22 protein-coding genes are annotated in these 19,690 nt (G+C 62.9%); 12 read left to right on the plus strand and 10 right to left on the minus strand.

The window, feature by feature from the left end; all coding sequences use genetic code 11:
• Window positions 1-858, plus strand: an 858-nt coding sequence (locus tag ACLP2E_RS13210; protein WP_442466199.1) for a SphA family protein, incomplete at its 5' end; no start/stop codon positions are given.
• A 104-nt stretch (window positions 859-962) separates the two neighbouring features.
• Here ACLP2E_RS13210 and ACLP2E_RS13215 read toward each other — a convergent pair.
• From ACLP2E_RS13215 to ACLP2E_RS13245, 7 genes are all read right to left on the minus strand, one after another.
• Window positions 963-1,493, minus strand: coding sequence for a gamma carbonic anhydrase family protein (locus tag ACLP2E_RS13215; protein ID WP_442460892.1), 531 nt, complete (start codon window positions 1,491-1,493; stop codon window positions 963-965).
• A 58-nt stretch (window positions 1,494-1,551) separates the two neighbouring features.
• On the minus strand, window positions 1,552-1,977 hold the full coding sequence (locus tag ACLP2E_RS13220) for a hypothetical protein (RefSeq protein ID WP_442460893.1): 426 nt from the start codon (window positions 1,975-1,977) through the stop codon (window positions 1,552-1,554).
• 166 nt (window positions 1,978-2,143) lie between these two features.
• Complete coding sequence (locus ACLP2E_RS13225; RefSeq protein ID WP_442460894.1) at window positions 2,144-2,539, minus strand: DUF3126 family protein; 396 nt, start codon at window positions 2,537-2,539, stop codon at window positions 2,144-2,146.
• An 86-nt stretch (window positions 2,540-2,625) separates the two neighbouring features.
• Complete coding sequence (gene cysE / locus ACLP2E_RS13230) at window positions 2,626-3,456, minus strand: serine O-acetyltransferase (protein WP_442460895.1); 831 nt, start codon at window positions 3,454-3,456, stop codon at window positions 2,626-2,628.
• 47 nt (window positions 3,457-3,503) lie between these two features.
• A complete protein-coding gene (locus ACLP2E_RS13235) occupies window positions 3,504-4,274 on the minus strand; it encodes an alpha/beta fold hydrolase (protein ID WP_442460896.1) in 771 nt (256 codons plus the stop codon).
• Window positions 4,275-4,300: 26 nt separating this feature from the next.
• Complete coding sequence (locus ACLP2E_RS13240) at window positions 4,301-4,939, minus strand: NrsF family protein (RefSeq protein WP_442460897.1); 639 nt, start codon at window positions 4,937-4,939, stop codon at window positions 4,301-4,303.
• Between the two features lie 13 nt (window positions 4,940-4,952).
• A complete protein-coding gene (locus ACLP2E_RS13245; protein ID WP_442466200.1) occupies window positions 4,953-5,525 on the minus strand; it encodes a sigma-70 family RNA polymerase sigma factor in 573 nt (190 codons plus the stop codon).
• A 177-nt stretch (window positions 5,526-5,702) separates the two neighbouring features.
• Between ACLP2E_RS13245 and ACLP2E_RS13250 the strand changes: the two genes are divergently transcribed.
• From ACLP2E_RS13250 to ACLP2E_RS13270, 5 genes are all read left to right on the plus strand, one after another.
• On the plus strand, window positions 5,703-5,996 hold the full coding sequence (locus ACLP2E_RS13250) for a BufA1 family periplasmic bufferin-type metallophore (protein ID WP_442460899.1): 294 nt from the start codon (window positions 5,703-5,705) through the stop codon (window positions 5,994-5,996).
• A gap of 252 nt (window positions 5,997-6,248) precedes the next feature.
• Window positions 6,249-6,734 (plus strand): DoxX family protein, encoded by a 486-nt coding sequence (locus tag ACLP2E_RS13255; RefSeq protein ID WP_442460900.1) that lies wholly within the window; start codon window positions 6,249-6,251, stop codon window positions 6,732-6,734.
• Between the two features lie 126 nt (window positions 6,735-6,860).
• Window positions 6,861-7,103 (plus strand): zinc-finger domain-containing protein, encoded by a 243-nt coding sequence (locus ACLP2E_RS13260; protein ID WP_442466201.1) that lies wholly within the window; start codon window positions 6,861-6,863, stop codon window positions 7,101-7,103.
• A gap of 42 nt (window positions 7,104-7,145) precedes the next feature.
• Window positions 7,146-8,342, plus strand: a complete 1,197-nt coding sequence (locus ACLP2E_RS13265) for an FAD-dependent monooxygenase (RefSeq protein WP_442466202.1) — start codon at window positions 7,146-7,148, stop codon at window positions 8,340-8,342.
• Between the two features lie 73 nt (window positions 8,343-8,415).
• Window positions 8,416-9,348, plus strand: a complete 933-nt coding sequence (locus ACLP2E_RS13270; RefSeq protein WP_442466203.1) for a division plane positioning ATPase MipZ — start codon at window positions 8,416-8,418, stop codon at window positions 9,346-9,348.
• Here ACLP2E_RS13270 and ACLP2E_RS13275 read toward each other — a convergent pair.
• Together ACLP2E_RS13275 and ACLP2E_RS13280 are read right to left on the minus strand one after the other, a co-directional pair.
• On the minus strand, window positions 9,345-9,827 hold the full coding sequence (locus ACLP2E_RS13275; protein WP_442460903.1) for a glutathione peroxidase: 483 nt from the start codon (window positions 9,825-9,827) through the stop codon (window positions 9,345-9,347). The genes ACLP2E_RS13270 and ACLP2E_RS13275 overlap by 4 nt on opposite strands.
• 71 nt (window positions 9,828-9,898) lie before the next feature.
• The gene (locus ACLP2E_RS13280) at window positions 9,899-12,100 is read right to left on the minus strand and encodes a GumC family protein (RefSeq protein ID WP_442466204.1); all 2,202 of its coding nucleotides are present in this window, start codon (window positions 12,098-12,100) and stop codon (window positions 9,899-9,901) included.
• Between the two features lie 166 nt (window positions 12,101-12,266).
• Here ACLP2E_RS13280 and ACLP2E_RS13285 point away from each other — a divergent pair, with 166 nt between their 5' ends.
• The 6 genes from ACLP2E_RS13285 (at window position 12,267) to ACLP2E_RS13310 (ending at window position 18,390) form a co-directional block, all read left to right on the plus strand.
• A complete protein-coding gene (locus ACLP2E_RS13285) occupies window positions 12,267-12,863 on the plus strand; it encodes a polysaccharide biosynthesis/export family protein (protein WP_442460905.1) in 597 nt (198 codons plus the stop codon).
• 17 nt (window positions 12,864-12,880) lie between these two features.
• The gene (locus ACLP2E_RS13290) at window positions 12,881-14,047 is read left to right on the plus strand and encodes a glycosyltransferase family 4 protein (RefSeq protein ID WP_442466217.1); all 1,167 of its coding nucleotides are present in this window, start codon (window positions 12,881-12,883) and stop codon (window positions 14,045-14,047) included.
• Entirely contained in the window at window positions 14,044-15,282 is a 1,239-nt protein-coding gene (locus tag ACLP2E_RS13295) for an O-antigen ligase family protein (protein WP_442466205.1), read from the plus strand. The genes ACLP2E_RS13290 and ACLP2E_RS13295 overlap by 4 nt, the downstream gene beginning before the upstream one ends.
• A gap of 84 nt (window positions 15,283-15,366) precedes the next feature.
• Window positions 15,367-16,842, plus strand: coding sequence for an amidohydrolase family protein (locus tag ACLP2E_RS13300; protein ID WP_442466206.1), 1,476 nt, complete (start codon window positions 15,367-15,369; stop codon window positions 16,840-16,842).
• A gap of 63 nt (window positions 16,843-16,905) precedes the next feature.
• Complete coding sequence (locus ACLP2E_RS13305) at window positions 16,906-18,117, plus strand: cation:proton antiporter (RefSeq protein WP_442460907.1); 1,212 nt, start codon at window positions 16,906-16,908, stop codon at window positions 18,115-18,117.
• 96 nt (window positions 18,118-18,213) lie between these two features.
• Complete coding sequence (locus tag ACLP2E_RS13310) at window positions 18,214-18,390, plus strand: hypothetical protein (RefSeq protein ID WP_442460908.1); 177 nt, start codon at window positions 18,214-18,216, stop codon at window positions 18,388-18,390.
• Window positions 18,391-18,392: 2 nt separating this feature from the next.
• Here the strand turns inward: ACLP2E_RS13310 and ACLP2E_RS13315 are convergent, their stop codons facing one another.
• Complete coding sequence (locus tag ACLP2E_RS13315; RefSeq protein WP_442466207.1) at window positions 18,393-19,643, minus strand: glycosyltransferase family 4 protein; 1,251 nt, start codon at window positions 19,641-19,643, stop codon at window positions 18,393-18,395.
• Window positions 19,644-19,690 lie beyond the last annotated feature (47 nt).

Genomic DNA, 19,690 nt, shown 5'->3' on the forward strand with positions numbered 1-19,690 from the left:
GTTCCCGGGACGCCCGGCCTGAATTTCACGACCTTCAACTATAACGACTTCGCCAGCGTCGATAAAAACGCCTATGTCGTCCGCATGGGCGCCATTCAAGCGGGGCTCGCCTCCCGCACCAACGAACAATTCATCAGTCCCAGTTATGTCTTCGGGACACCCGTCCTTGGTGGGACGGCGGCGCTGGGCGTGACCACTGCGGTGGGTAAAAATTTAACCTCTGTCGGGGCGACCCTGGCCGAAGCCAACGGCAGGATGCTTTCCGGAAACGAAAGCGATTCCGTCATCGGGATGGGCGACATGAGTCCAACAGCTACGCTAAGCTGGGCTCAGGGCGCGAATAATTTTATGACCTATCTGACCGGCAACATTCCCGTCGGCATTTATAATTCATGGCAACTGGCCGCTATCGGCCTCGGCCATGCGGCGATAGACGCCGGCGGCGGTTATACGTTTTACGATCCGGCGACCGGACACGAATTTTCCGCCGTCGTCGGCGCTACCTATAATTTTTTCAATCCGGCCACCCAGTATAAGAACGGCATCGATGGCCATCTTGACTGGGGCGCGTCGCAATTCCTGACGAAGAATTTTCAAATAGGCGCCGTCGGCTACCTTTATCGGCAGCTGAGCGGCGACACCGGCTCGGGCGCCAAGTTGGGGGCCTTCGAATCTCGCGTAGCCGGAATCGGACCGCAGGTCGGCGTCAATTTTCCCGTCGCCGGTCTGCAAGGCTACGCCAATTTGAAAGGATACACGGAGTTCGACGCCCGCGACCGGCCGTCCGGCTGGAATGTCTGGTTCACGATCACGCTTTCGCCGACGGGCCTGCCCACGGCGCCAAGCGCGAAAAACTAAGCCAAAAGCGTTTTCAAGCGAAGTAGACCCCGGTTCGCGTGAACAAAACGACTGCAAATAAGAAACTAGAGCCCCGATCCGATCCAACCGGATCGGAAATGGCTCTAGTCTATCTTCTTCAACCCCGCGGCGTAGCGGCGGCCGTTTTCAGCGTAATGCCTGGCGCTGGCCAGCATTCGCAGCGCCGCGTCCTCGTCGAGCTGGCGCGCGACCTTGGCCGGAGAGCCGATGATCAACGAATAATCCGGAAATTCCTTGTTTTCCGTCACCAGGGCATTGGCCCCGACAATGCAGAAGCGGCCGATCTTCGCGCCATTGAGCAAGGTCGCGCCCATGCCGATCAGGCTTCCCTCACCGATCGTGCAGCCATGCAGGATGACGGCGTGGCCGACGGTGACGTCGGCGCCGATGGTCAGCGGCGAGCCCATGTCGGTATGAAGCACCGAGCCGTCCTGGATATTGCTGCGGGCGCCGATCTCGATCCATTCATTGTCGCCGCGCAAAGTCGCGCCGAACCAGACATTGGCGTCCTCGCCGAGACGGACGCGGCCGATGACATTGGCGTCCGGCGCGATGAAATAGCGTCCTTCCGGGGGGAGCTCCGGCGCGACGCCGTCGAGCGAATAAAGACTCATTGATCGGACCTCCCTTGAGAACGCTCGTCTGACAGGCATCGTGAATGTTGCACCGGCTCTATTTCGCCGCGGCGGCAGCCGATTTGCGCGCGAAATCCCGCGAAGCCTTCGCCAGGCAGACCGCCGCGAAAGATTGATAGATCGTCCCGGAATCGGTTTTTGCGATCTTGTCGCAGGCCTCCTGCGCCTTGCGGTAGGCCTTTTTCGTGGCGGCGCTGGCCTTGTCGAGAAAAGGCGGCTCGCATTTCGCCCGCACAAGATCGGAAAGCGGATTGTCGGCGGAGGAGCCGAGCTGGCAGGCTTCGAGCATGGAGAAAGCCTGTTCGCAGTCCGGCGCGCCGCGCACCGCCGCCTCGACCGCATGGGAATAGCCGCCCGCCGCCTCGGCCTCGGCGTCGCCCACCGGACAGACCGGCTCGGCGAGTGCGGCGCCGCAAAGCAGAGCCGTCGCCAGAAACGTCAGTGCATAAGCGATTTTCGTCAAGCGACGCCCTTTCGAGAAGCGAGATGCCAATTCGATCCTAAAGCGTTTTCAAGCGCAGTGGATACGGGTCGCGCAAAGAAAACGCGTGAAAACTGGAAAGCTAGAGGCCCGATCCGATTGGATCGGATTGGGCTCTAGCCGATATGGCGCGTCGCAGCAGCGAAATTCACAATTCGTCGAGATCGTAATCGAGAATCGCCATCTGCAAGGTGAAGGACTTGCCCTTGGGATCGTCGGCGGAAACGACGCCGAGGAAATCGTCGCCGCGATTGAGCTCGACCGAATCGGTCTTCTTCAACCGCGCGACGATCTTCAAATCGTCATTGTCGAACAGGCGGCGCAGGTAATCTTGCAAAACAGCGCGCTCGACCGGGATTTTCATGGCGAAGGAAAAGGAGCGGTCGCCGTCCTCGTCGTCCACGGAGATGATACCGATGGCCCGCTCGCCAAAGCTGACGACCGCCTGTTCCTCGTCCTTCGGATCGAGACCGACCTTGATGCCGGGCGCGCCGAAGGCGTTACGCAGGAATTCCTGCAACTTGCGCAATTCGCTCTTGTCCAAGTCCCGACTCCGTCCACTGTTTCGGTGAGGTGGCTTGCCAAAAACCGACGCTACGCGCAAGGGGCGTTATATTTATCTGCGATGCGTCACTCCTCGCCGGACTTGGCGGCAAGAATCTGGTCCATTTCCCGCGCCGGTTCGGCGCAGCCGGAAGCGCCGACGATGCGCGCCGGCACGCCCGCCACCGTGACATTGGCTGGCACCGGCTTCAGCACCACAGAGCCCGCGGCGATGCGCGAGCAATGGCCGATCTCAATATTGCCTATGATTTTCGCGCCGGCTCCGATCAGCACGCCGTGGCGTATTTTTGGATGGCGGTCGCCGGACTCATGGCCGGTCCCCCCCAGCGTCACGCTGTGCAAGATGGAGACGTCGTCCTCGATCACTGCCGTCGCGCCGACCACGAGGCCGGTGGCGTGATCGAGAAAAACGCCCTTGCCGATCCGCGCCGCAGGATTGATGTCGGTCTGGAACACCGAGGAGGAACGGCTTTGCAGATAAAGCGCGAAATCCTTCCGGCCGGCGTTCCATAGGCAATGCGCCAGGCGATGAGTCTGCAGGGCATGGAAACCCTTGAAATAAAGCAAAGGCTCGATCAGCCGCATGCAGGCGGGATCGCGGTCGGCGACGGCGAGAATATCGGCGCGAATCGCCACGCCGATCGAAGGATCGCGGTCCGCCAGTTCGAGGAAATTCTGCCTGATGATATCGCCGGGAAAATCCGGGTGCGACAGGCGGGACGCCAGCCGATGCCCGACCGCCTGTTCCAGCGTCGCGTGATTCAGAATCGAGGAGGCGAGGAAACAGCCCAGCTCCGGCTCGCGGCGCAAAGCCTCCTCTGCCTCGAAACGGATTTGCGAGAAAACCGTATCGGGGTCGCTCTTGAGCAGCGGCAGCACATTGCCGATCGTCGCCATTTGAAACTCCTCTGGCGGGCGCTATCATAGCACAAAGCAAATCGCCGCTATCGCGGCAAACTTTCAAGAAAGGCCAGCACGCCTTCCTTGTACTCCTTGTCGCCGACGGCGCGGTTATGGTCCCGGCCGGCGATGACCAGGGCGCGGGCGTTTTTCATCAGGCTCGCCAAAGCTAGGGGATCGCCCGCCACATCGTCCTCCGAGCCTACGCAGATCAGCGTCGACGCGGTGATCGCCGCAACTTCCGCCACGCTCATGGCGTGACGCGAACCGCGCATGCAAGCGGCTAGCGCGCGCAGATCGCTTTTCGTGGCCTCGGCGAAGGCGCGGAACATAATCTGCATCGGATCGGTCAATTCCTTCAAGGAATCCGCCTCCATGGCGTCGGCTATGCCGATTGGCAGGCCCGCGCCGTCCACCAGATGGACGCCCAGTCCTCCGAGCACAAGACCCCCGAGGCGTTGCGGCGCGGCGAAAGCCATATGAGCGGCGATCCGCGCCCCCATCGAATAGCCCATGACGTCGGCGCGCTCGATGCCGAGATGATCGAGGAGATTGATCGCATCCCGGGCCATGATCCAGGGCGTGTAGAGGGCGGGTTCATAGAGCTTCTCGCTGCGTCCGTGGCCGCGATTGTCAAACACGATGGTCCGCCGCCCCGCCCTGGTCAGGGTGTTGACCCATTGCGGGAACATCCAGTTGACGCCGTGATTCGACGCGAAGCCGTGGATGAGCAGGATCGGCTCGCCCCGATCCACGGTTTTCGGCGCGAAATCGAGATAAGCGAGGCGCACCCCGTCCGACGAGAATTCCTGCATGAATTGCTTCCGAAGGGCCGTTCAAATCACCAGCGCAGCAGGCGCCCGCCGGCGAACCAGCCCAGCGCGACGACGATGGCCGTCCCCAGCGTATACCAGACCGCCAGGAAAAAAGGCGAATCGTCGGGGCAATTCATGGCGTAGAGCGTCGCCGACAGACCCGAGGCGGCGAAAGCCGCTGCGGCTCCGGCGCGCTGCGGATCGGTCGGCGCGCCATTTTTCAGCGCCAGGAACAGGCCCGCCAGCGGCGCCAAAGCCATGAGCGGCACCAGGGTCAGGCAGTGAACAGCATTATGACCGATCATCCGAGAAAACCATTGATCGCCCGGAACCGTCGCCATTTCGACCCCGCAGGCGGCGACGATCATCGCCGGCGCCAGCCAAACCGCCCAGCGCGACGCGCCTAAAACGGCGCCTGGCCGCGCCAGCCGGAAAGCCAGGACCAGGCCGCTGAAAGCCATGGTCGAGGTGAAGACGAATTTGAACAGGAAGCGCGGATCGTCGAGCGAAGCGAAGAAGGTTTTGCGCAGGCCGAGAAAGGCGAAGAAAAACGCCGCCGAAGCAAAGACGCCGAGCATGACGTCGACCGCAAACGAACGCTGCAGGGGCGTCGGTCTGGTATCGAGGTCGGCCGTCAGGGCGGCGATGAGGTCATCGGTGTTCATGGCTGTTTCTTCTTCACAAATTGGTTTTCCTGTAAAGCGCGGCCAGGGTTTTCAGGCCGCGATGCACCGAGACGCGCAACGCTCCTTCCGTGACCCCCAGATTCATCGCCGCGACGCGAAGCGACTCGCCGCGGATCGACACCGCCTCAATGGCCTGGCGCTGCTTGCCGCCCAATTGGTCAAGCAGGCGCAGGGCGTCATGTTTCTCGCGCTCACGCTCAAAACTTTCGGTCTCAGGCGGCGCGGCCAGAGCATGTTCGAAATCTTCGATATTGGCCTCGGCCCGACGGCCGCGCCGACGGGCCGCATCGATGATCTTGTTGCGGGCGATCGCCGAGATCCATGGCGTGAGATTCTGACTCGCGTCCCAAGTGTGACGCTTGAGATGGATGGCCAAAAGGGTTTCCTGCACCGCATCCTCCGCCTCGCTCGCCGCGAGACCGGCGCGCGCGCAGGCCTTGCGGCACAGATTGCGCAGATAGGGCGTGAGGGAAATCAGAAGCCGGCTATAGGCGGCGCCGTCGCCCGCCAGCGCGGCGCGCATGGCCGCGCTCCATTCCCGATCCTGCGCCTGTAAATCCGGCATTCATCACTCTATGTTCGGGCGAGGGCAGCGAATTGTTACATCGGAAACAGAAAAAATGCACCCGCCGCGCTTTCGGTTGCCGCGACGCGAAAATTCCCGGCTTCCACGTAACTACCGTGCATTCGTCGCGTAATGCTGGTTGGGCGCGAAAGCCCAAGCCAATCTGGAGCATCTAACATGAGCAAGGCCAATCTTTCCCGCGATCTCGTGCTCGCCGCCTCTTTGCTGTCGGCGCTGGCCGCTACGCCGGCGCTGGCCGACAGCAAGAGCGAAAAATGTTTCGGCGTCGCTCTGAAGGGAGCCAATGACTGCAAGGCCGGGGCTGGAACCACCTGCGCCGGAACCTCGACCATCGATTATCAGGGCAATAGCTGGAAATTCGTTCCCAAGGGAACCTGCACGACCATGAAATTGCCCGATGGCAAAATGGGCTCAATGAGCGCGCTTGAGCGCGACGTTCCCAAAAACTGATCTTCCCCGAAAAGAGCGTCGCCATGACCATCCAGCCCCGGCCCGCTCTGGTGTCGGAACATTTGGCTTGGTCGGATTTTCCGGCCGCGCTTTTCCTTGTACCCCTGCCCAGGACGAGGCCGCGCTTCGCCGCGTCCGGCAATGATTGACGCGAACCAGATGGCGCTGGCGCGACGCACTCCGCCAGGCGTTGTCGAACTGGCGCAGACGGGCGCGATCGTCGATTTCGCCGACTGAAAAAAGGAAACGGTCATGACTACGCAAACGCAAAACTTGCCGCTGGAATTGCCGTTCTGGCGCGTTCTTCAACCCAAAATCGCCACTCTGGCGCAAACCGCCTTGCGGCTCGCCCTGGCCGTGCCCTTTTTCAAATCCGGCCTGACCAAATGGGACGGTTTTCTGCAATTGAGCGATGGCGCCGAGACCTTGTTCAGCGACGAATTCAAACTGCATTTGTTCGGCATGGAATATCCCTATCCCGCCCCGCACGTCATGGCTTTCGCCTCCGGTTGCATGGAAATCCTGCTCCCCATTCTGCTGGTTCTCGGGCTGGGGACGCGGCTCGCGGCTTTCGGCCTGCTCGGCATGACCGCGATCATCCAGCTGACCGTGCCCGACGGCTGGGCCAATTTCCACCTGATCTGGGCCGCCAGCGCTCTGGCGCTGATCGCCTATGGCCCCGGCCCGATCTCGCTCGACGCCCTGCTCGGGCGGCTAAGGAGCAAAAAGCGGGATTGAACAACGACGAAACGCCCCTACCCAAACCGACGCGCATTGATTAAGGTGCGCGCCTTCCCTCCGGGTCATGGCGGAAGCTTCTTTCGTCCCCGGAACGGACCGCGCCTCGCATCAGGATCGAGAGACATGTCGGATCACGCCATTCCGCATTTCCACAACCAGCCCGGCTTGCCGAAAATTCGCGTCGGAGCCAAGGAATTCATGTGCATCGGCGCGCTGCCGCCGTTTGACCACCCGCATGTCTATATCGACATGGGCTCGGATAACGAAGCGATCTGCCCCTATTGCTCGACTCATTACGTCTATGACCAATCGCTGCACGGCCATGCCGACCCGGCGGAATGCGAAGTCGTGTCGCAAGCCGCCTGAATTTCCTGCCGCGAAGTTTTTTCGCGGCGCCGGAGCAAATCCTTGACTTCGCATGATCCCATCGTGATCGCCGGCGGCGGCGTCGGCGGTCTCTCGGCCGCGCTGGCGCTGGCCGGGATCGGCCGCGCCTCGCTGGTGATCGAGCGCGCGCCGGCTTTCCGTGAGGTGGGCGCCGGCCTCCAGCTGGCGCCCAACGCGTGCCGCATCCTGCGCAACTGGGGCGCACTGGAGCTGTTGACCGGCGCCGCCGTGGCGCCGGAAATGGTGCGCATCAGGCGCGGTGTGGACGGCGCAGATCTGGCCAAGCTGCAGCTCAAGAACGCCGAACAACGGTGGGGCGCGCCGTATGTCAATGTCCATCGCGCCGACCTGCTCTCAGCTTTGCTGGAGCAAGCGCGAAAAAGCGAACTTATCGAAATCCGCAGCGGCTCCGCCCTGACCGGCTTCATCGAGGATGAGCGCGGCGTCGCCGTCACCTATCGCTGCGACGGCGAGATTCGACGCGCCGCCGGCAGCGCGCTGATCGGCGCCGACGGCCTGCGCTCTCTGGTGCGTTCGCGACTCCATGGCGACGCCAACGACAAGCCCGTTTATACTGGCCATACCGCTTGGAGAACCGTGATTCCCGCAGACGACCTGCCGGAGCCGATGCGCCGTCCTGCCTCCAATCTCTGGCTCGGCGAGAGGGCGCATCTGGTCCATTATCCGCTACGCGCCGGCAAGGTGATCAATGTCGTCGCTCTGGTCGAGGATTCCTGGCGCGGGGAAGGTGAAGGCGCGGATTTCTGGGATAATCACGGCGACAGCAAATTCCTGCTCAACCGGTTCAAAAACTGGACTCGCGAGGCGCTCGACTTGATCGGCGCCAGCGAAAGCTGGCTGCGCTGGCCGATGTTCGACCGCCCGCCGCTCGAATCCTTTTCGCGCGGTCGCGCCGCTTTGCTCGGCGACGCCGCTCATCCTATGCTGCCCTATCTCGCCCAGGGCGCTGCGCAGGCGATCGAGGACGCGCAGGCTCTGGCGACGGCCTTGGCCGCCAGGCCTGACGATGCCGCCGCCGCTCTCGCAGATTACTCCGCCGCGCGAAAAACACGGGCCAGCCGCATCCAGCAAGCTTCGCGCAAACAGGGCGAGATTTACCATCTATCGGGGTTCAAGGCCTTCGCCCGAGATATGGTCCTGCGCGCCTCCGGCTCCAATCGGCTTCTGGCGCGGCAAGACTGGATCTATTCGATCTGAGGGACGTTGCCGCATGGCGCGCTTTCTGGTTAAGTAGCTGTTATATTTTGCTTTTTGGAGCGCGAATTAGAGCATGAACTTCGACGCTGACGAAGCGCCCGAATTGCGCACCGCGCATGTCATCGTCGTCGCCAATGAAAAGGGCGGCTCCGGCAAGTCCACCATGTCGATTCACCTTGCCGTGGCGTTGCTGAAAGCCGGCTATCGCGTCGCCACCATCGATCTAGACATCCGCCAGCGCACCCTGACGCGGTTTTTCGAAAATCGCGCCTCCTGGGCGAAAACAGCGCCGTGGCGCGTGGAGCTTCCCAAACATTTCGCCCCAGACCGCGGCGAATCAGCCAGCCGCCTCGACAACGAGACCGCCGAATTCGCCATTTTCGCCGAGGCGATCGGCGAGGTCGAGCATTCGTTCGAATTCATCGTCATCGACACCCCCGCGAGCGATTCCTATCTGATGCGCCTCGCCCATTCGCTGGCCGACACGCTGATTTCGCCGATGAACGACAGTTTCATCGACATGGACGTGCTGACGCGGGTGCATCATGACCGCGGCCAGCGCGGCATGGTGGCGCAATATGCCGAGATCGTCATCGAGGCGCGCCGCAAGCGCCGATTGGTCGACAATGGCCTGATCGACTGGGTCCTGGTGCGCAACCGCGTGGCGACGTTGCAAACCAACAACGCGAAACAGGTCGAACACGCCCTGCGCAGACTAGCGGTGGAACTGCAGTTCCGGGTCGCCGAAGGCCTGCATGACCGGGTTATTTTCCGCGAACTTTTCCCGCTCGGCTTGACCGCGCTGGACGCTTTGGAAGAGAGCCATCACACTTTGACCGCGTCGCAGAAATCGGCGCGGCGCGAGATCGACGATCTGGTCAACGACCTGCGCCTGCCCGAACGCGCCGCCGGCGTCGGCCATCTCGAATCGCGCCATATCTGGTTCAACGCCATTTCCGACTTTTATCGGAAACTTGGCGAGCTAAAGGGCGAGCGACCGCGTTAGCCGAGCGCCTTTTCAATGTCGCCGGCGATATCCTCCGGCTTGTCGGTCGGGGCGTAGCGTTTCAACACCTTGCCGTCGCGTCCTACCAGGAATTTGCTGAAATTCCATTTGATCCCCTCGGTGCCGAGCAGTCCGGGCGCCTGTTTCTTCAAGTAACGATAGAGCGGATGCGCTCCCGCGCCGTTGACCTCGATCTTGGCGAACATCGGGAAGGTGACGTCGTATTTGAGCGTACAGAAGGATTTGATTGCTTCCTCGTCGCCCGGCTCCTGATGCCCGAACTGATCGCAAGGAAAACCAAGGACTTCAAAGCCGCGCTCGGCGAAACGGCGTTGCAGCGCCTCCAGCCCGGCATATTGCGGGGTAAAGCCGCATTTGCTGGCGACATTGACGATCAGCAGGACTTTTCCTGCGTAATCGCCCATTCTCTGTGGGGCGCCGTCTATAGTGGCGACCTGGATTTCGGCGAATTCGCTCATGGCGCCCTCCGGGAATCAAGGCGGCCATTAAAAGCCGGGCGGGCGCGTGAGTCAAAGGACCGCACAGCGTTTCACGCCGCCAGTTCGACCGCCTCGCCGCGGGGGTCCAAAGCGGCGAGTACGATTTCCTGTGCTCCCGCCTCCGCGAAATCGTCGTGGAGAAATTCCCGCATCCTCGCGTCGTCTGCGAAGATCACGGTCATCTCCGCCTCGACGGCGAGCGAGGTCGCCGCCATCCGGCCATCGCCGGCGATCAGCACAAAATCATAGGTCGCCTGAAGGGCGTCGAGAATGAGGTCCAGAGCGCCGTCTTCCGTCTCGACCGCGCCGCCCGCCTGCACGATATGCAGGCGCGAGGCGGCGTCGCGAAAAATAGCCTCGGCGAAGGACGCCTGGCCATCCAGCAATTGCGCCAGCCCCGGCCGCCACTCGCCGGCATTGCGGGGGCCAATCGCCTGTTCGAGAGCGGCGCGCAGAAATGCGTCTTCGTCATCGAGCTGCACCAGCATGGCGCGGCCTTCTCTTGCCAGCGCGCGGGCGAGTCTCAGGCTGGGGCGGGCCAGCGCGCAATCCTCGGCGCTGACGATCAGCACTTTCACGCCGCCCTGTCCCGCAGCCAGCGCGATCCGCTCGATCAGGCCGAGCGAGCTAGCCTGCGCCTCATCTTCCGGGACTTCCCGCAAGTCGGGCCTGGCAGCGACGGGCGCAACGACCGGAACGGTTTCGGTGACCGCCCGATTTGACGGCTGCGATGGAAGCGTCTCTTCTGGCGGCGCGGGCTCCGCGGCCGGGACGAAAACCTCCGGCGCGGCCTCGTGGGCTTTGATTTCGCCTAACTCTAGCGGCAGCGGCGGCTTCCAAGGTGCGTCGGCCTTGCGCTGACGGGTCATTTCATTCGCCGCCAACCCGCCGACCGCAAAGAAAAGCCCAGCCAAAGCGGCGAAAATCGTGATCGGCGCTTTTTTCGGGAACACCGGCTGGCTAGGAGCCAAAGCGCGCGAAATGATGCGAGCGTCTGGCGGCGCCGAATCGGCCTCGGCGCGCGCCAGGGCCGCCTGATATTTCGCCGCCTCGCTGGCGAGTTGGTCCTTCAAAACCTTCTCGTCGCGCTGCAATTCGCGCAAACGCGTCTCGTCGGCGCTGGATTCGCTGACCGCGTGCTTCTGCTCTTCCAGAAGTCCGGAGAGATTGGCGACACGGGCGGCGGCGACCCGCGCGTCATTCTCGAGACCGCCCGCCGCCTTCTCGACCGCCGAGTTCAAAAGGCTGTCCAGTTCGGCGATCTGCGCCGTCAACTCTTTTATGCGCGGATGGGCGGGAAGAAGCGTTCGCGATTCGGACGCGAGCTGTGCGCGAACCAGCATCCTTTGCTCGGCGGCGCGGCGGACCAGATCGTTGCTCCATATTTCGGCGGCGTCACCGAGACGCCCCTGCTGCAGCAATTCACGCAAGCCTTGCGCCTTGGCCTGCGCCTCCGACTGCGCCGCTCGCGCCTCCGCGAGTTTTGCGGCGATTTCGCCCAGTTGCTGGGTCGGAACAGTGGCGCTCTGGCCGTTTTCGAACAGGCCGTTTTTGGCGCGAAAATCTTCGACCCGCGCATCTGTCTCGGCGACGCGCGCCTCCAGCGCGGCGATCATCGGCTTGAGCGTGCGCGCCGCACGGAAAGCATTGTCGCGCTTGGCCTGCGTTTTCAGCTCGATATAAAGATCGGCGACGACATTGGCGCCTTTCGCTGCGAGATCGGGATCGCGGGAAGCGAATTCGACCTGCAGCACCCGCGTTTTCGCTGGCGACATCACTGAGAGATGGTCGTCAAAACCGATGAGCAGCGGGTCTTCCTGCGCCTGGTCGGAGGAGCCATAGCCCAGAATCGAAAGCGTTTGTTCCAGAAGATTGCCGCCGGAGGCTGCGGGATCGAATTCCGGATCGCCCTTGAGCCCCAGAGCCTGAATGGCCTTGCGGGCCAGATCGCGCGACTTGAGCAATTGGATCTGGCTGTTGACCTCCTCGGCGTCGAGCAAAGCCGGCGCGTCAGCCATGCGGGAGCCGTCGGTGTCCGCGCGGGTGAAATAATTCTCCTGATTTTCAATGAGAATGCGCGATTCCGCCAGATAACGCGGCTTGACCAAGAAACAGAACAACAGGGCCGCCGCCGCCGCGCCGAGCGTCGCCCAGGCGATCAGGCGCTTGTTGCGGCCAAGAGCGGCCACGAGCCCATCGAGATCGACTTCGTCCCGGACATCGGCCCTGAATTGCATCTGTTCCGCGCCCATCGACCGCTCCGTCCACCGGCGCCCAGTCTAGTTCGGTTATGGTTGAAAGGCGGTTAATCGACGCGCGCTCACCGGCAAGGTTCGGATAACCATAGATCGCTAGCCTGGCGGAAATTTCGCGGCGCCAGCCGGAGAACGCTGCGCTCGCCTATGGTCAGGTCAAACGATGCGCCGAGTCTTTCTGTTCACCTGCCTGGCGTCGGCGGCGGCGCTTCAGGGCTGTGCCGACCCGCGAAATCGCGTCGTCAAGATCGACGCCCAAAGGGCGTCGGTAGACGCCTCTCTTCCGGGCTTTGATCCGCAGACAGTCTACGCCCTGGCGCCCGGCGACCGGGTTCGCGTCATCACATTTGGACAGGATTCGCTGAGCAATTCCTTCGCGGTGGATAGTTCCGGCCAGATCGCCATGCCGCTGATCGGCCTCGTTGCCGCCAAAGGCCGCTCGACGGCGCAATTGGCGCGCGAAATCGAGCAGAAGCTGCGTAATGGCTTTGTGCGCGAGCCGCGCGTTTCCGTCGAGGTCGAAGCCTACCGACCGTTTTTCGTGCTCGGCGAAGTCGCCACCTCGGGCCAATATCCTTACGTCAACGGCATGACGGTCGAGACGGCGGTGGCGATCGCCGGCGGCTTTACGCCGCGCGCGCGCAAGGACAGAGCCCAACTGACCCACACCGAGGACGGCGGCGCCCTCGTTGCCGATGTGCCCATCACTCAGCCGGTCAGGCCCGGCGACACCATCTTCATCCACGAACGGTTCTTTTGAGGACCGGAAACGCGACAATGCATCGCCAGCGCAGCCTGCGCATTCTGCATGTGCTGAGGGCGCCGGTCGGCGGCCTGTTCCGGCACGTGAGCGACCTCGCGCGCGAGCAAGCGGCGCGCGGCCATGCGGTCGGCGTCATCGCCGACAGCGCGACCGGCGGCGAAACCGCCCACCGTCAACTGGAAGCGCTGGCGCCCTGGCTGCAACTCGGGGTCCGGCGTTTCCCGATGCGGCGAGAACCCCACATCGGCGACCTGTCCGCCATGGCCAGCGTCTTTCGCGAGACGCTGCGACTGCGGCCTGACATTGTCCATGGCCACGGCTCGAAAGGCGGCCTTTACACCAGGGCGCTCAGCTTCCTGCCCGGGGTTCGCGCGGCGCGGGTCTATACACCGCACGGCGGCAGTTTTCACCGCCAGCACGGCCACGATTTCTATGTCGCGGTGGAGCGGTTGGTCGTCAGCCGAACCGATCTCTTGCTGTTTGAAAGCGACTTCATCGCCCGCGCCGTCGCCGAGAGCCTCGGGCCTACGGGCGCCTTGCAGCGCGTCGCCAAGAATGGCCTGCGGCCGGAGGAGTTCTCAGCCGTCGAAGCTGAGCCAAACGCCGCCGATTTCCTCTACGTTGGCGAATTATCGGCCTATAAGGGCGTCGATATCCTGATCGAGGCCATGGCCGCCATCCATGCCGCCGGGAATTTTGCGCCGCGTCTGGCAATCGTTGGATCGGGCGCCGAGCAGGACAAGCTGGCCGCCCTGATCGCCCGCCATCGACTCGAAAGCCATATCGCCGTCCTTGGCCCGCTCGAAGCGCGAAAGGCTTTCTGCTTGGGCCGCGTTGTCGTGGCGCCGAGCCGCGCCGAATCCCTGCCCTATATCGTCATGGAGGCGATCGCCGCCCACAAGACGATCATCGCGACCGATGTCGGCGGCGTGGGCGAAATTTTTGGCCCCCGCCGCGACCTCCTGATCCCGAGCAACGATCCGGCGGCGCTCACCCAAGCCATGATCGCGGCGATGTGCGCGGATAAGTCCGTCACGGCGAAGGAACAGGCGTTTCTGGCGCGCCATGTCGCGGAAAATTTTTCCCTCCGCGCCATGGCCGATTCCGTCCTTTCCGCCTATGCGGAGGCTCTTTCGCGCGATGAACCTGCCGCGGCGCGATTGCCGGAGAGCGCGTTTTGACCGATCTCGCCCTCCCGGCGCCGCTGCCACGCGAGCGCAAAAAGTTCGATTACTCGAAACTGGTCGACGGATTTTTCTTCCTGACCATCTGCTCCGGTTCGATCGTCTTCATCGAACCCTCCCCCTATGACTTGCTGATCCTGATCACCCTCGGACTGTGGATTGTTGGCGGCTTCGTCATCCAACGCGCGGTCTTTCCCTTCATCCTGTTCCTGGAGTTGTGGACCTTCGGCGGATTTCTCGCCCTGATCCCCTATTGGCACGAGGCCGACCCGGTCGACTTCATGTTCCACACGTTGTTCATCACCTCGACCGGCGTGTTCTTCGCCCTGTTCCTGTCGCAGCACACCGGCAGGCGGCTCGAGCTCCTGCTCACCGGCTACACGATTTCCTGCGTCGCCGCCGCCGCCATCGCCGTCATGACATGGTTCGGGGCGTTTGGCGCGGGCGAAGACTGGATCAAGGACGGCCGCGCCATGGCGCCCTTCAAGGACCCCAATGTCCTCGGCTCTTATCTCATCACCGGCCTGCTCTATCTGACGCAACGCCTGCTACTAGGACGCCGGCGACTGGTGTGGCTGACCCTGCCAAGCCTGGCGCTGGTCCTGACCGCTCTGTTCCTGTCTTTTTCGCGCGGCTCCTGGGGCGCGGCGATGGTTTCGCTGGTCATGACCGTCGGCTTCCTGCTCGGGACGGCGGATTCGGGCCGGATGCGGCTGCGCATCGCGTCGGGCGCCGCCGGCGTGCTACTGCTGCTCGCGGTCGGCCTGTCGGCGGCCCTTTCGGTGGAAAGCGTGCGCGAGTTTTTCTTCCAGCGCGCCGCCGTCACCCAGGATTACGACGAAGGACCCAACGGACGTTTCGGCAACCAGATCCGCTCGCTGCCCATGCTGCTGGAGCGCCCACTCGGCTTCGGCCCCCTGCGCTTTCGACTGGTCTTCGGCCTGGAGCCGCATAATTCCTACATCAACGCCTTCGCCTCCAACGGCTGGCTCGGCGGCTTCAGCTTCATCATGCTGACCCTGACTACTATTTTCGTCGGCTTTCGCCAGTCGCTGACCCGACATCCCTGGACAAGGCCCGCGCAGGTGCTTTTCGCCGCCACTTTCGCGTTCTTTCTGCAGGGCTTGCAGATCGATCTCGATCATTGGCGCATGTTCTACGTCTCGCTCGGCGCCGTCTGGGGCATAGAGGGAGCGCGCCGGCGCTGGCTTTCGCAGGGTCAAACCGCCTGATTGGCCGTCGCCGCCATTGCAATATTCCTCGCGGCCTGCAACGCTGGAGCTCGCCAAGCGTTTCGGACATTCTGGAGGCGCCCCATGTTCGAATGCACCGCGACGGATTTCTCTCCCGGCCTGAATACATCGCCCTTGGCGCCTTCGTTCGGCTGCCGCTGCCACAGCCCGGAAATGACGCGTTTTTTCTCGCGCATGGCGGCTGGACGCAAGCCAACAAAAACCGCCTTCGCGACGCCTTCGGCTCCGGCTTCGCTCTACGGCGCGGGCGCATTGACAGCAACGGCCCCGGCCGGCCCCATCGCCTTCGAGAACCTGCGGCTGTTCGACGGCAAATCCAATATCTTGCGCGACGGATTTCGGGTGGTCGTCGAGGGCCAGAAAATCTCTTCGGTCGAGCCGATGGAAAAGCCGCTCGCCGAGTATATCGTCGCTGTGGATTGCGGCCGCCGCGTGCTGATGCCCGGAATGATCGACGCGCATTACCATGTCATGCTGGCGTCGTTGCCGCTGAATGAGCTGCTGACAGCCGATATCGGTTATATCAATCTGGCGGCGGCGGCGGAAGCGTCGCGCGTTCTCATGCGCGGCTTCACCAGCATCCGTGACATGGCCGGCCCCTGTTTCGGCCTCAAAAGGGCGATTGATTCCGGACTCGTTCCCGGCCCGCGCATCTGGCCTTCCGGCGCGATGATTTCGCAGACCGCCGGCCACGGTGATTTCCGCCAGCCTTATGAAATTCCCGCCGCGCGCGGCGCCCCGCTCAGCCATGCCGAGGTTTTCGGAGTCGGCGCCGTCGCCGACGGTGTCGCGGAAGTATTGCGTCGCGCCCGCGAACAATTGATGCTTGGCGCCAGCCAGCTAAAACTCGCGGCCGGCGGCGGCGTCGTGTCCAGTTACGATCCCATAGACGTCAGCCAATTCACGGAAGCGGAGTTCCGCGCCGCCGTCGAGGCCGCCGAAAACTGGGGAACCTATGCCACCGTCCACGCCTACACGCCGCGCGCCATCATGGTTGCGATCCGCGCCGGCGTGCGTTGCGTCGAACACGGCCATCTGATGGACGAGGAAGTCGCGCAAACCCTGAGCGAACAGGGCGTCTGGCTCAGCATCCAACCTTTCCTCGACGACGAGGACGCGGTTCCCTTTCCCGAGGGATCGGCCCAGCGCGAAAAGCTGTTGATGGTGACCCGCGGCACGGACGCGACTTACGAACTGGCGAAAAAACACCGGATCAAGACCGCCTGGGGCACGGACATATTGTTCGATCGCAGGCTTTCCGACCGGCAGGGCGCGCAATTGGCGAAAATGACCCGCTGGCATGAACCCGTCGATGTTTTGCGGATGGCGACGAGCGTCAACGCCGAACTGCTCCGGATGTCCGGGCCGCGAACGCCCTATTCCGCGCCCTTGGGCGTGATTGAAGCCGGCGCTTATGCCGACCTGCTGCTGGTCGACGGCGACCCGCTGACGCAAATCCACCTTCTCGCCGCGCCGGAAAAAAATCTGCTCGTCATCATGAAGGACGGGCGCTTTTACAAAAACATCCAGCCGGGCTGAATTGGCGCGCAACTCATGCTGTAACGTCGCCCATTCGCCCCGACCGGATCAAGGTTTTCCAAAATGGACGATATTCTTGCCCATACTGTCGGCTATCTTTGCGTGGGCATCATCGTTGCGATCCTGGCGCGGCGCATTCGCCTCCCCTATACGGTCGGACTGGTTTTCACCGGCGTCATCCTGGCCCTGACCGGCGTCGAAACCGGCGCCATGCTGACGCATGACTTTATTTTCGATATTATTCTGCCGCCGCTGCTGTTTGAGGCCGCACTCAACATTCAGTGGAGCGAACTCAAGCGGGACATGCTGCCGGTGCTCGTGCTCGCCTCGCTCGGCGTGCTCATCTCGGCGGCTGTCGTGGCTTTCGGAATGATCAAGTTCCTGGGCTGGCCGGCGGGCCCGGCGGCGGTGTTCGGCGCACTGATCGCCGCGACCGATCCCATAGCGGTCCTTGCCATGTTCAAGGATACCGGCATCGAGGGCCGCCTGAAACTGCTTGTCGAGAGCGAAAGCCTGTTCAATGACGCCGCCGCGGCGGTGTTGTTCGCGCTGGCGTTGACCTGGGTGACGGCGACCGACGGTTCGCAATTTTCTCCGGCGAAGACGGCGGAAATCGTCAGCTCGATGGTCGGCGGCGGCATCGTGGTGGGGCTTGCCTGCGGCGGCCTCGCCATCCTGATCGCCGGACGGACCGAAGATCATCTGGTGGAAACCGCCTTGACCGCCGTAGCGGCCTATGGCTCGTTCCTGCTCGCGGAAAGCTTCCATTCGTCGGGCGTTCTCGCCACCGTCACGGCCGGCCTGCTGATGGGGAATCTCGGCGTGCTTCGCCACGAAGTGGACAACAGCCTATCCTCGGAAGGTCGCACTTATGCGATCGCTTTATGGGATTTCGCCGCCTTCATCGCCAATTCGCTGATTTTTCTGCTGATCGGCCTGAGGGTCGCCGCCATTCCATTCGAGGGCATCGGCGCCGAAGCCGTTCTCGTCGCCATCGCCCTGGTGCTCGCCGGTCGCGCGCTCGCGGTCTATCCTCTCTGCCTAATATTCCGTTCGTCGGACGTGGCGATTCCGATGCCCGAGCAGCACGTGCTATGGTGGGGCGGATTGCGAGGCGCGCTGGCCCTGGCTCTGGCGCTTTCGCTGCCTCTGACCTTCCCATATCACGACGAAATCCTGGTCGCCGCCTTCGCCGTCGTGGTGTTCTCGGTGGTGGCGCAGGGGCTGACCATGCCCCTGCTGCTGCGAAGGCTGGGCTTTCTGACACCGCGGTGACGCTGATTTCTGGCGGAACGAACAGCCCTTGGCGCCGTTGAGGATCAGCCGACCCGTCGATGCGAGACGGCCGAACATTGAACTGGAGCCAGCGCGATGCGCAAGTTTTTCCTTCTCGCCGCCGCGCTGGCTCTACTAGTCGATTTGGCCTCCGCGACCGACGTCCTGGCGAAAAAACGGCATCGGCGGCAGCCGTCTCAGGCGGCGGTTTCGCGCGAGGCTCCGCCCCGCAGCCAGATGAGCCATCCCGGCGGCGGCAGCAATTCCAAATAAGCTCAGGCAGCCGGGCGGCGCCGCGCCAATAACTCATGATAGATCGGGCCCAGCCGCTCGACATGGCGCGCAAGCGTCGGCGGATCGCTCCAGAATTCATCATAGGCGGCATGGGACATTCGCGTAACCAGCGCGTCGTCCCTGGCCTTTTCCAGCGCCCGCGCCAGCGAATTCGCATCGGCGCTTTGGAACCACAGGCCGGAAACGCCGTCCTGCATCTCCTCGCGTCCGGCGCAGCCGTCGGAGACAATGACAGGTGTTCCCATCGCCTTGGCCTCCAATACCGTCAGGGGCTGGCCCTCGAACCACAGTGAGGGAAAAACCAGGGCGCGCGCGGCGCGCAGGAGGGCCTTGACCTCGGCGGGCGATTTCCAGCCCAGCAGCCGCGCTTCGGGATAGAGCGCTGCAATCTCCTCGGCCGCCGGCCCGTCGCCAGCGAAAACCGGCACGATCCCGGTTTTTCGCGCGGCCTGCGCGAATAGGAACAGGCCTTTTTCCGGCGACATCCGGCCGACGAACAGGAAATCGCCCGAAGCCGGATTGGTTTTCCGCCCTAGATTTTCGCAGTCTATGGGGTTGGAAACGGCGTGGATTCGGGCCCCCGGCGGCAGGCGTCCAGCGACGACGCCGGCCTGAAATCGCGAGATCAGGATGAAATCGCCGAAGATCTGCGGCAGACGGGCGACGCGCTCCATCACCGTCTGGCGGAGGCCGCGCCAGATCTTGCGCTGATAATTGCGCGAATCGCAGTTGGTCGCCCAACAGGCCGGCGACAGGGGCGTCAGCCGGCAGACATGGTTTCTCGGATAGTTGTAAAACCCGCCATTGGGGCAAAACAGGAAATATTCGTGCATCGTGTAGACCGCGGGCAGGCCCGAGCGGCGGATCGGCGAAGCGATGGAGGCGGAAAGGGCCTTGGCCCAACCGTGGACATGGACGATGGTGTTTTCGCGCGGCAGTCGCGCCAGCAGAATCCGCATTTGTTCGGCGGCGTAAAAATTCCATGTTCCCTGCAACGCGGCTGCGGCTTTCGAACTATTGCCGAGCAGGTCCGGTTGATCGAGACAGACCACTTCGATCCCCGCCCGCGCCAGACGCGGATCGACCGGCGCGGCCGCGGCGAAGACGATCGGCGAGAAACCGGCGCGTTGCAGCCCGAGCGCGCTTTCCAGCGCCACTTTCGCCTGGCCGCCGGTGACCGAAGCGTGATCGACCGCAAGGACGATATTGATCTTGTTGCCCGCTTCGCTCATGAATGTCCGCCGCGCCAGAAGCTTTGACTGGACATTATTGCGCGGAA

Source organism: Rhodoblastus sp. (assembly GCF_052145335.1).
Lineage (GTDB): Bacteria > Pseudomonadota > Alphaproteobacteria > Rhizobiales > Beijerinckiaceae > Rhodoblastus.

Bases quoted from the DNA above. Each gene is read 5' to 3' on its own strand.
- ACLP2E_RS13260 (WP_442466201.1), top strand. From the start codon at position 6,861: ATGTCGGATCACGCCATTCCGCATTTCCACAACCAGCCCGGCTTGCCG.
- ACLP2E_RS13245 (WP_442466200.1), bottom strand. From the start codon at position 5,525: ATGCCGGATTTACAGGCGCAGGATCGGGAATGGAGCGCGGCCATGCGC.
- ACLP2E_RS13255 (WP_442460900.1), top strand. From the start codon at position 6,249: ATGACTACGCAAACGCAAAACTTGCCGCTGGAATTGCCGTTCTGGCGC.
- cysE (WP_442460895.1), bottom strand. From the start codon at position 3,456: ATGGCGACGATCGGCAATGTGCTGCCGCTGCTCAAGAGCGACCCCGAT.
- ACLP2E_RS13250 (WP_442460899.1), top strand. From the start codon at position 5,703: ATGAGCAAGGCCAATCTTTCCCGCGATCTCGTGCTCGCCGCCTCTTTG.
- ACLP2E_RS13310 (WP_442460908.1), top strand. From the start codon at position 18,214: ATGCGCAAGTTTTTCCTTCTCGCCGCCGCGCTGGCTCTACTAGTCGAT.
- ACLP2E_RS13235 (WP_442460896.1), bottom strand. From the start codon at position 4,274: ATGCAGGAATTCTCGTCGGACGGGGTGCGCCTCGCTTATCTCGATTTC.
- ACLP2E_RS13290 (WP_442466217.1), top strand. From the start codon at position 12,881: ATGCATCGCCAGCGCAGCCTGCGCATTCTGCATGTGCTGAGGGCGCCG.
- ACLP2E_RS13300 (WP_442466206.1), top strand. From the start codon at position 15,367: ATGTTCGAATGCACCGCGACGGATTTCTCTCCCGGCCTGAATACATCG.
- ACLP2E_RS13240 (WP_442460897.1), bottom strand. From the start codon at position 4,939: ATGAACACCGATGACCTCATCGCCGCCCTGACGGCCGACCTCGATACC.
- ACLP2E_RS13315 (WP_442466207.1), bottom strand. From the start codon at position 19,643: ATGAGCGAAGCGGGCAACAAGATCAATATCGTCCTTGCGGTCGATCAC.
- ACLP2E_RS13305 (WP_442460907.1), top strand. From the start codon at position 16,906: ATGGACGATATTCTTGCCCATACTGTCGGCTATCTTTGCGTGGGCATC.
- ACLP2E_RS13285 (WP_442460905.1), top strand. From the start codon at position 12,267: ATGCGCCGAGTCTTTCTGTTCACCTGCCTGGCGTCGGCGGCGGCGCTT.
- ACLP2E_RS13275 (WP_442460903.1), bottom strand. From the start codon at position 9,827: ATGAGCGAATTCGCCGAAATCCAGGTCGCCACTATAGACGGCGCCCCA.
- ACLP2E_RS13215 (WP_442460892.1), bottom strand. From the start codon at position 1,493: ATGAGTCTTTATTCGCTCGACGGCGTCGCGCCGGAGCTCCCCCCGGAA.
- ACLP2E_RS13280 (WP_442466204.1), bottom strand. From the start codon at position 12,100: ATGGGCGCGGAACAGATGCAATTCAGGGCCGATGTCCGGGACGAAGTC.
- ACLP2E_RS13270 (WP_442466203.1), top strand. From the start codon at position 8,416: ATGAACTTCGACGCTGACGAAGCGCCCGAATTGCGCACCGCGCATGTC.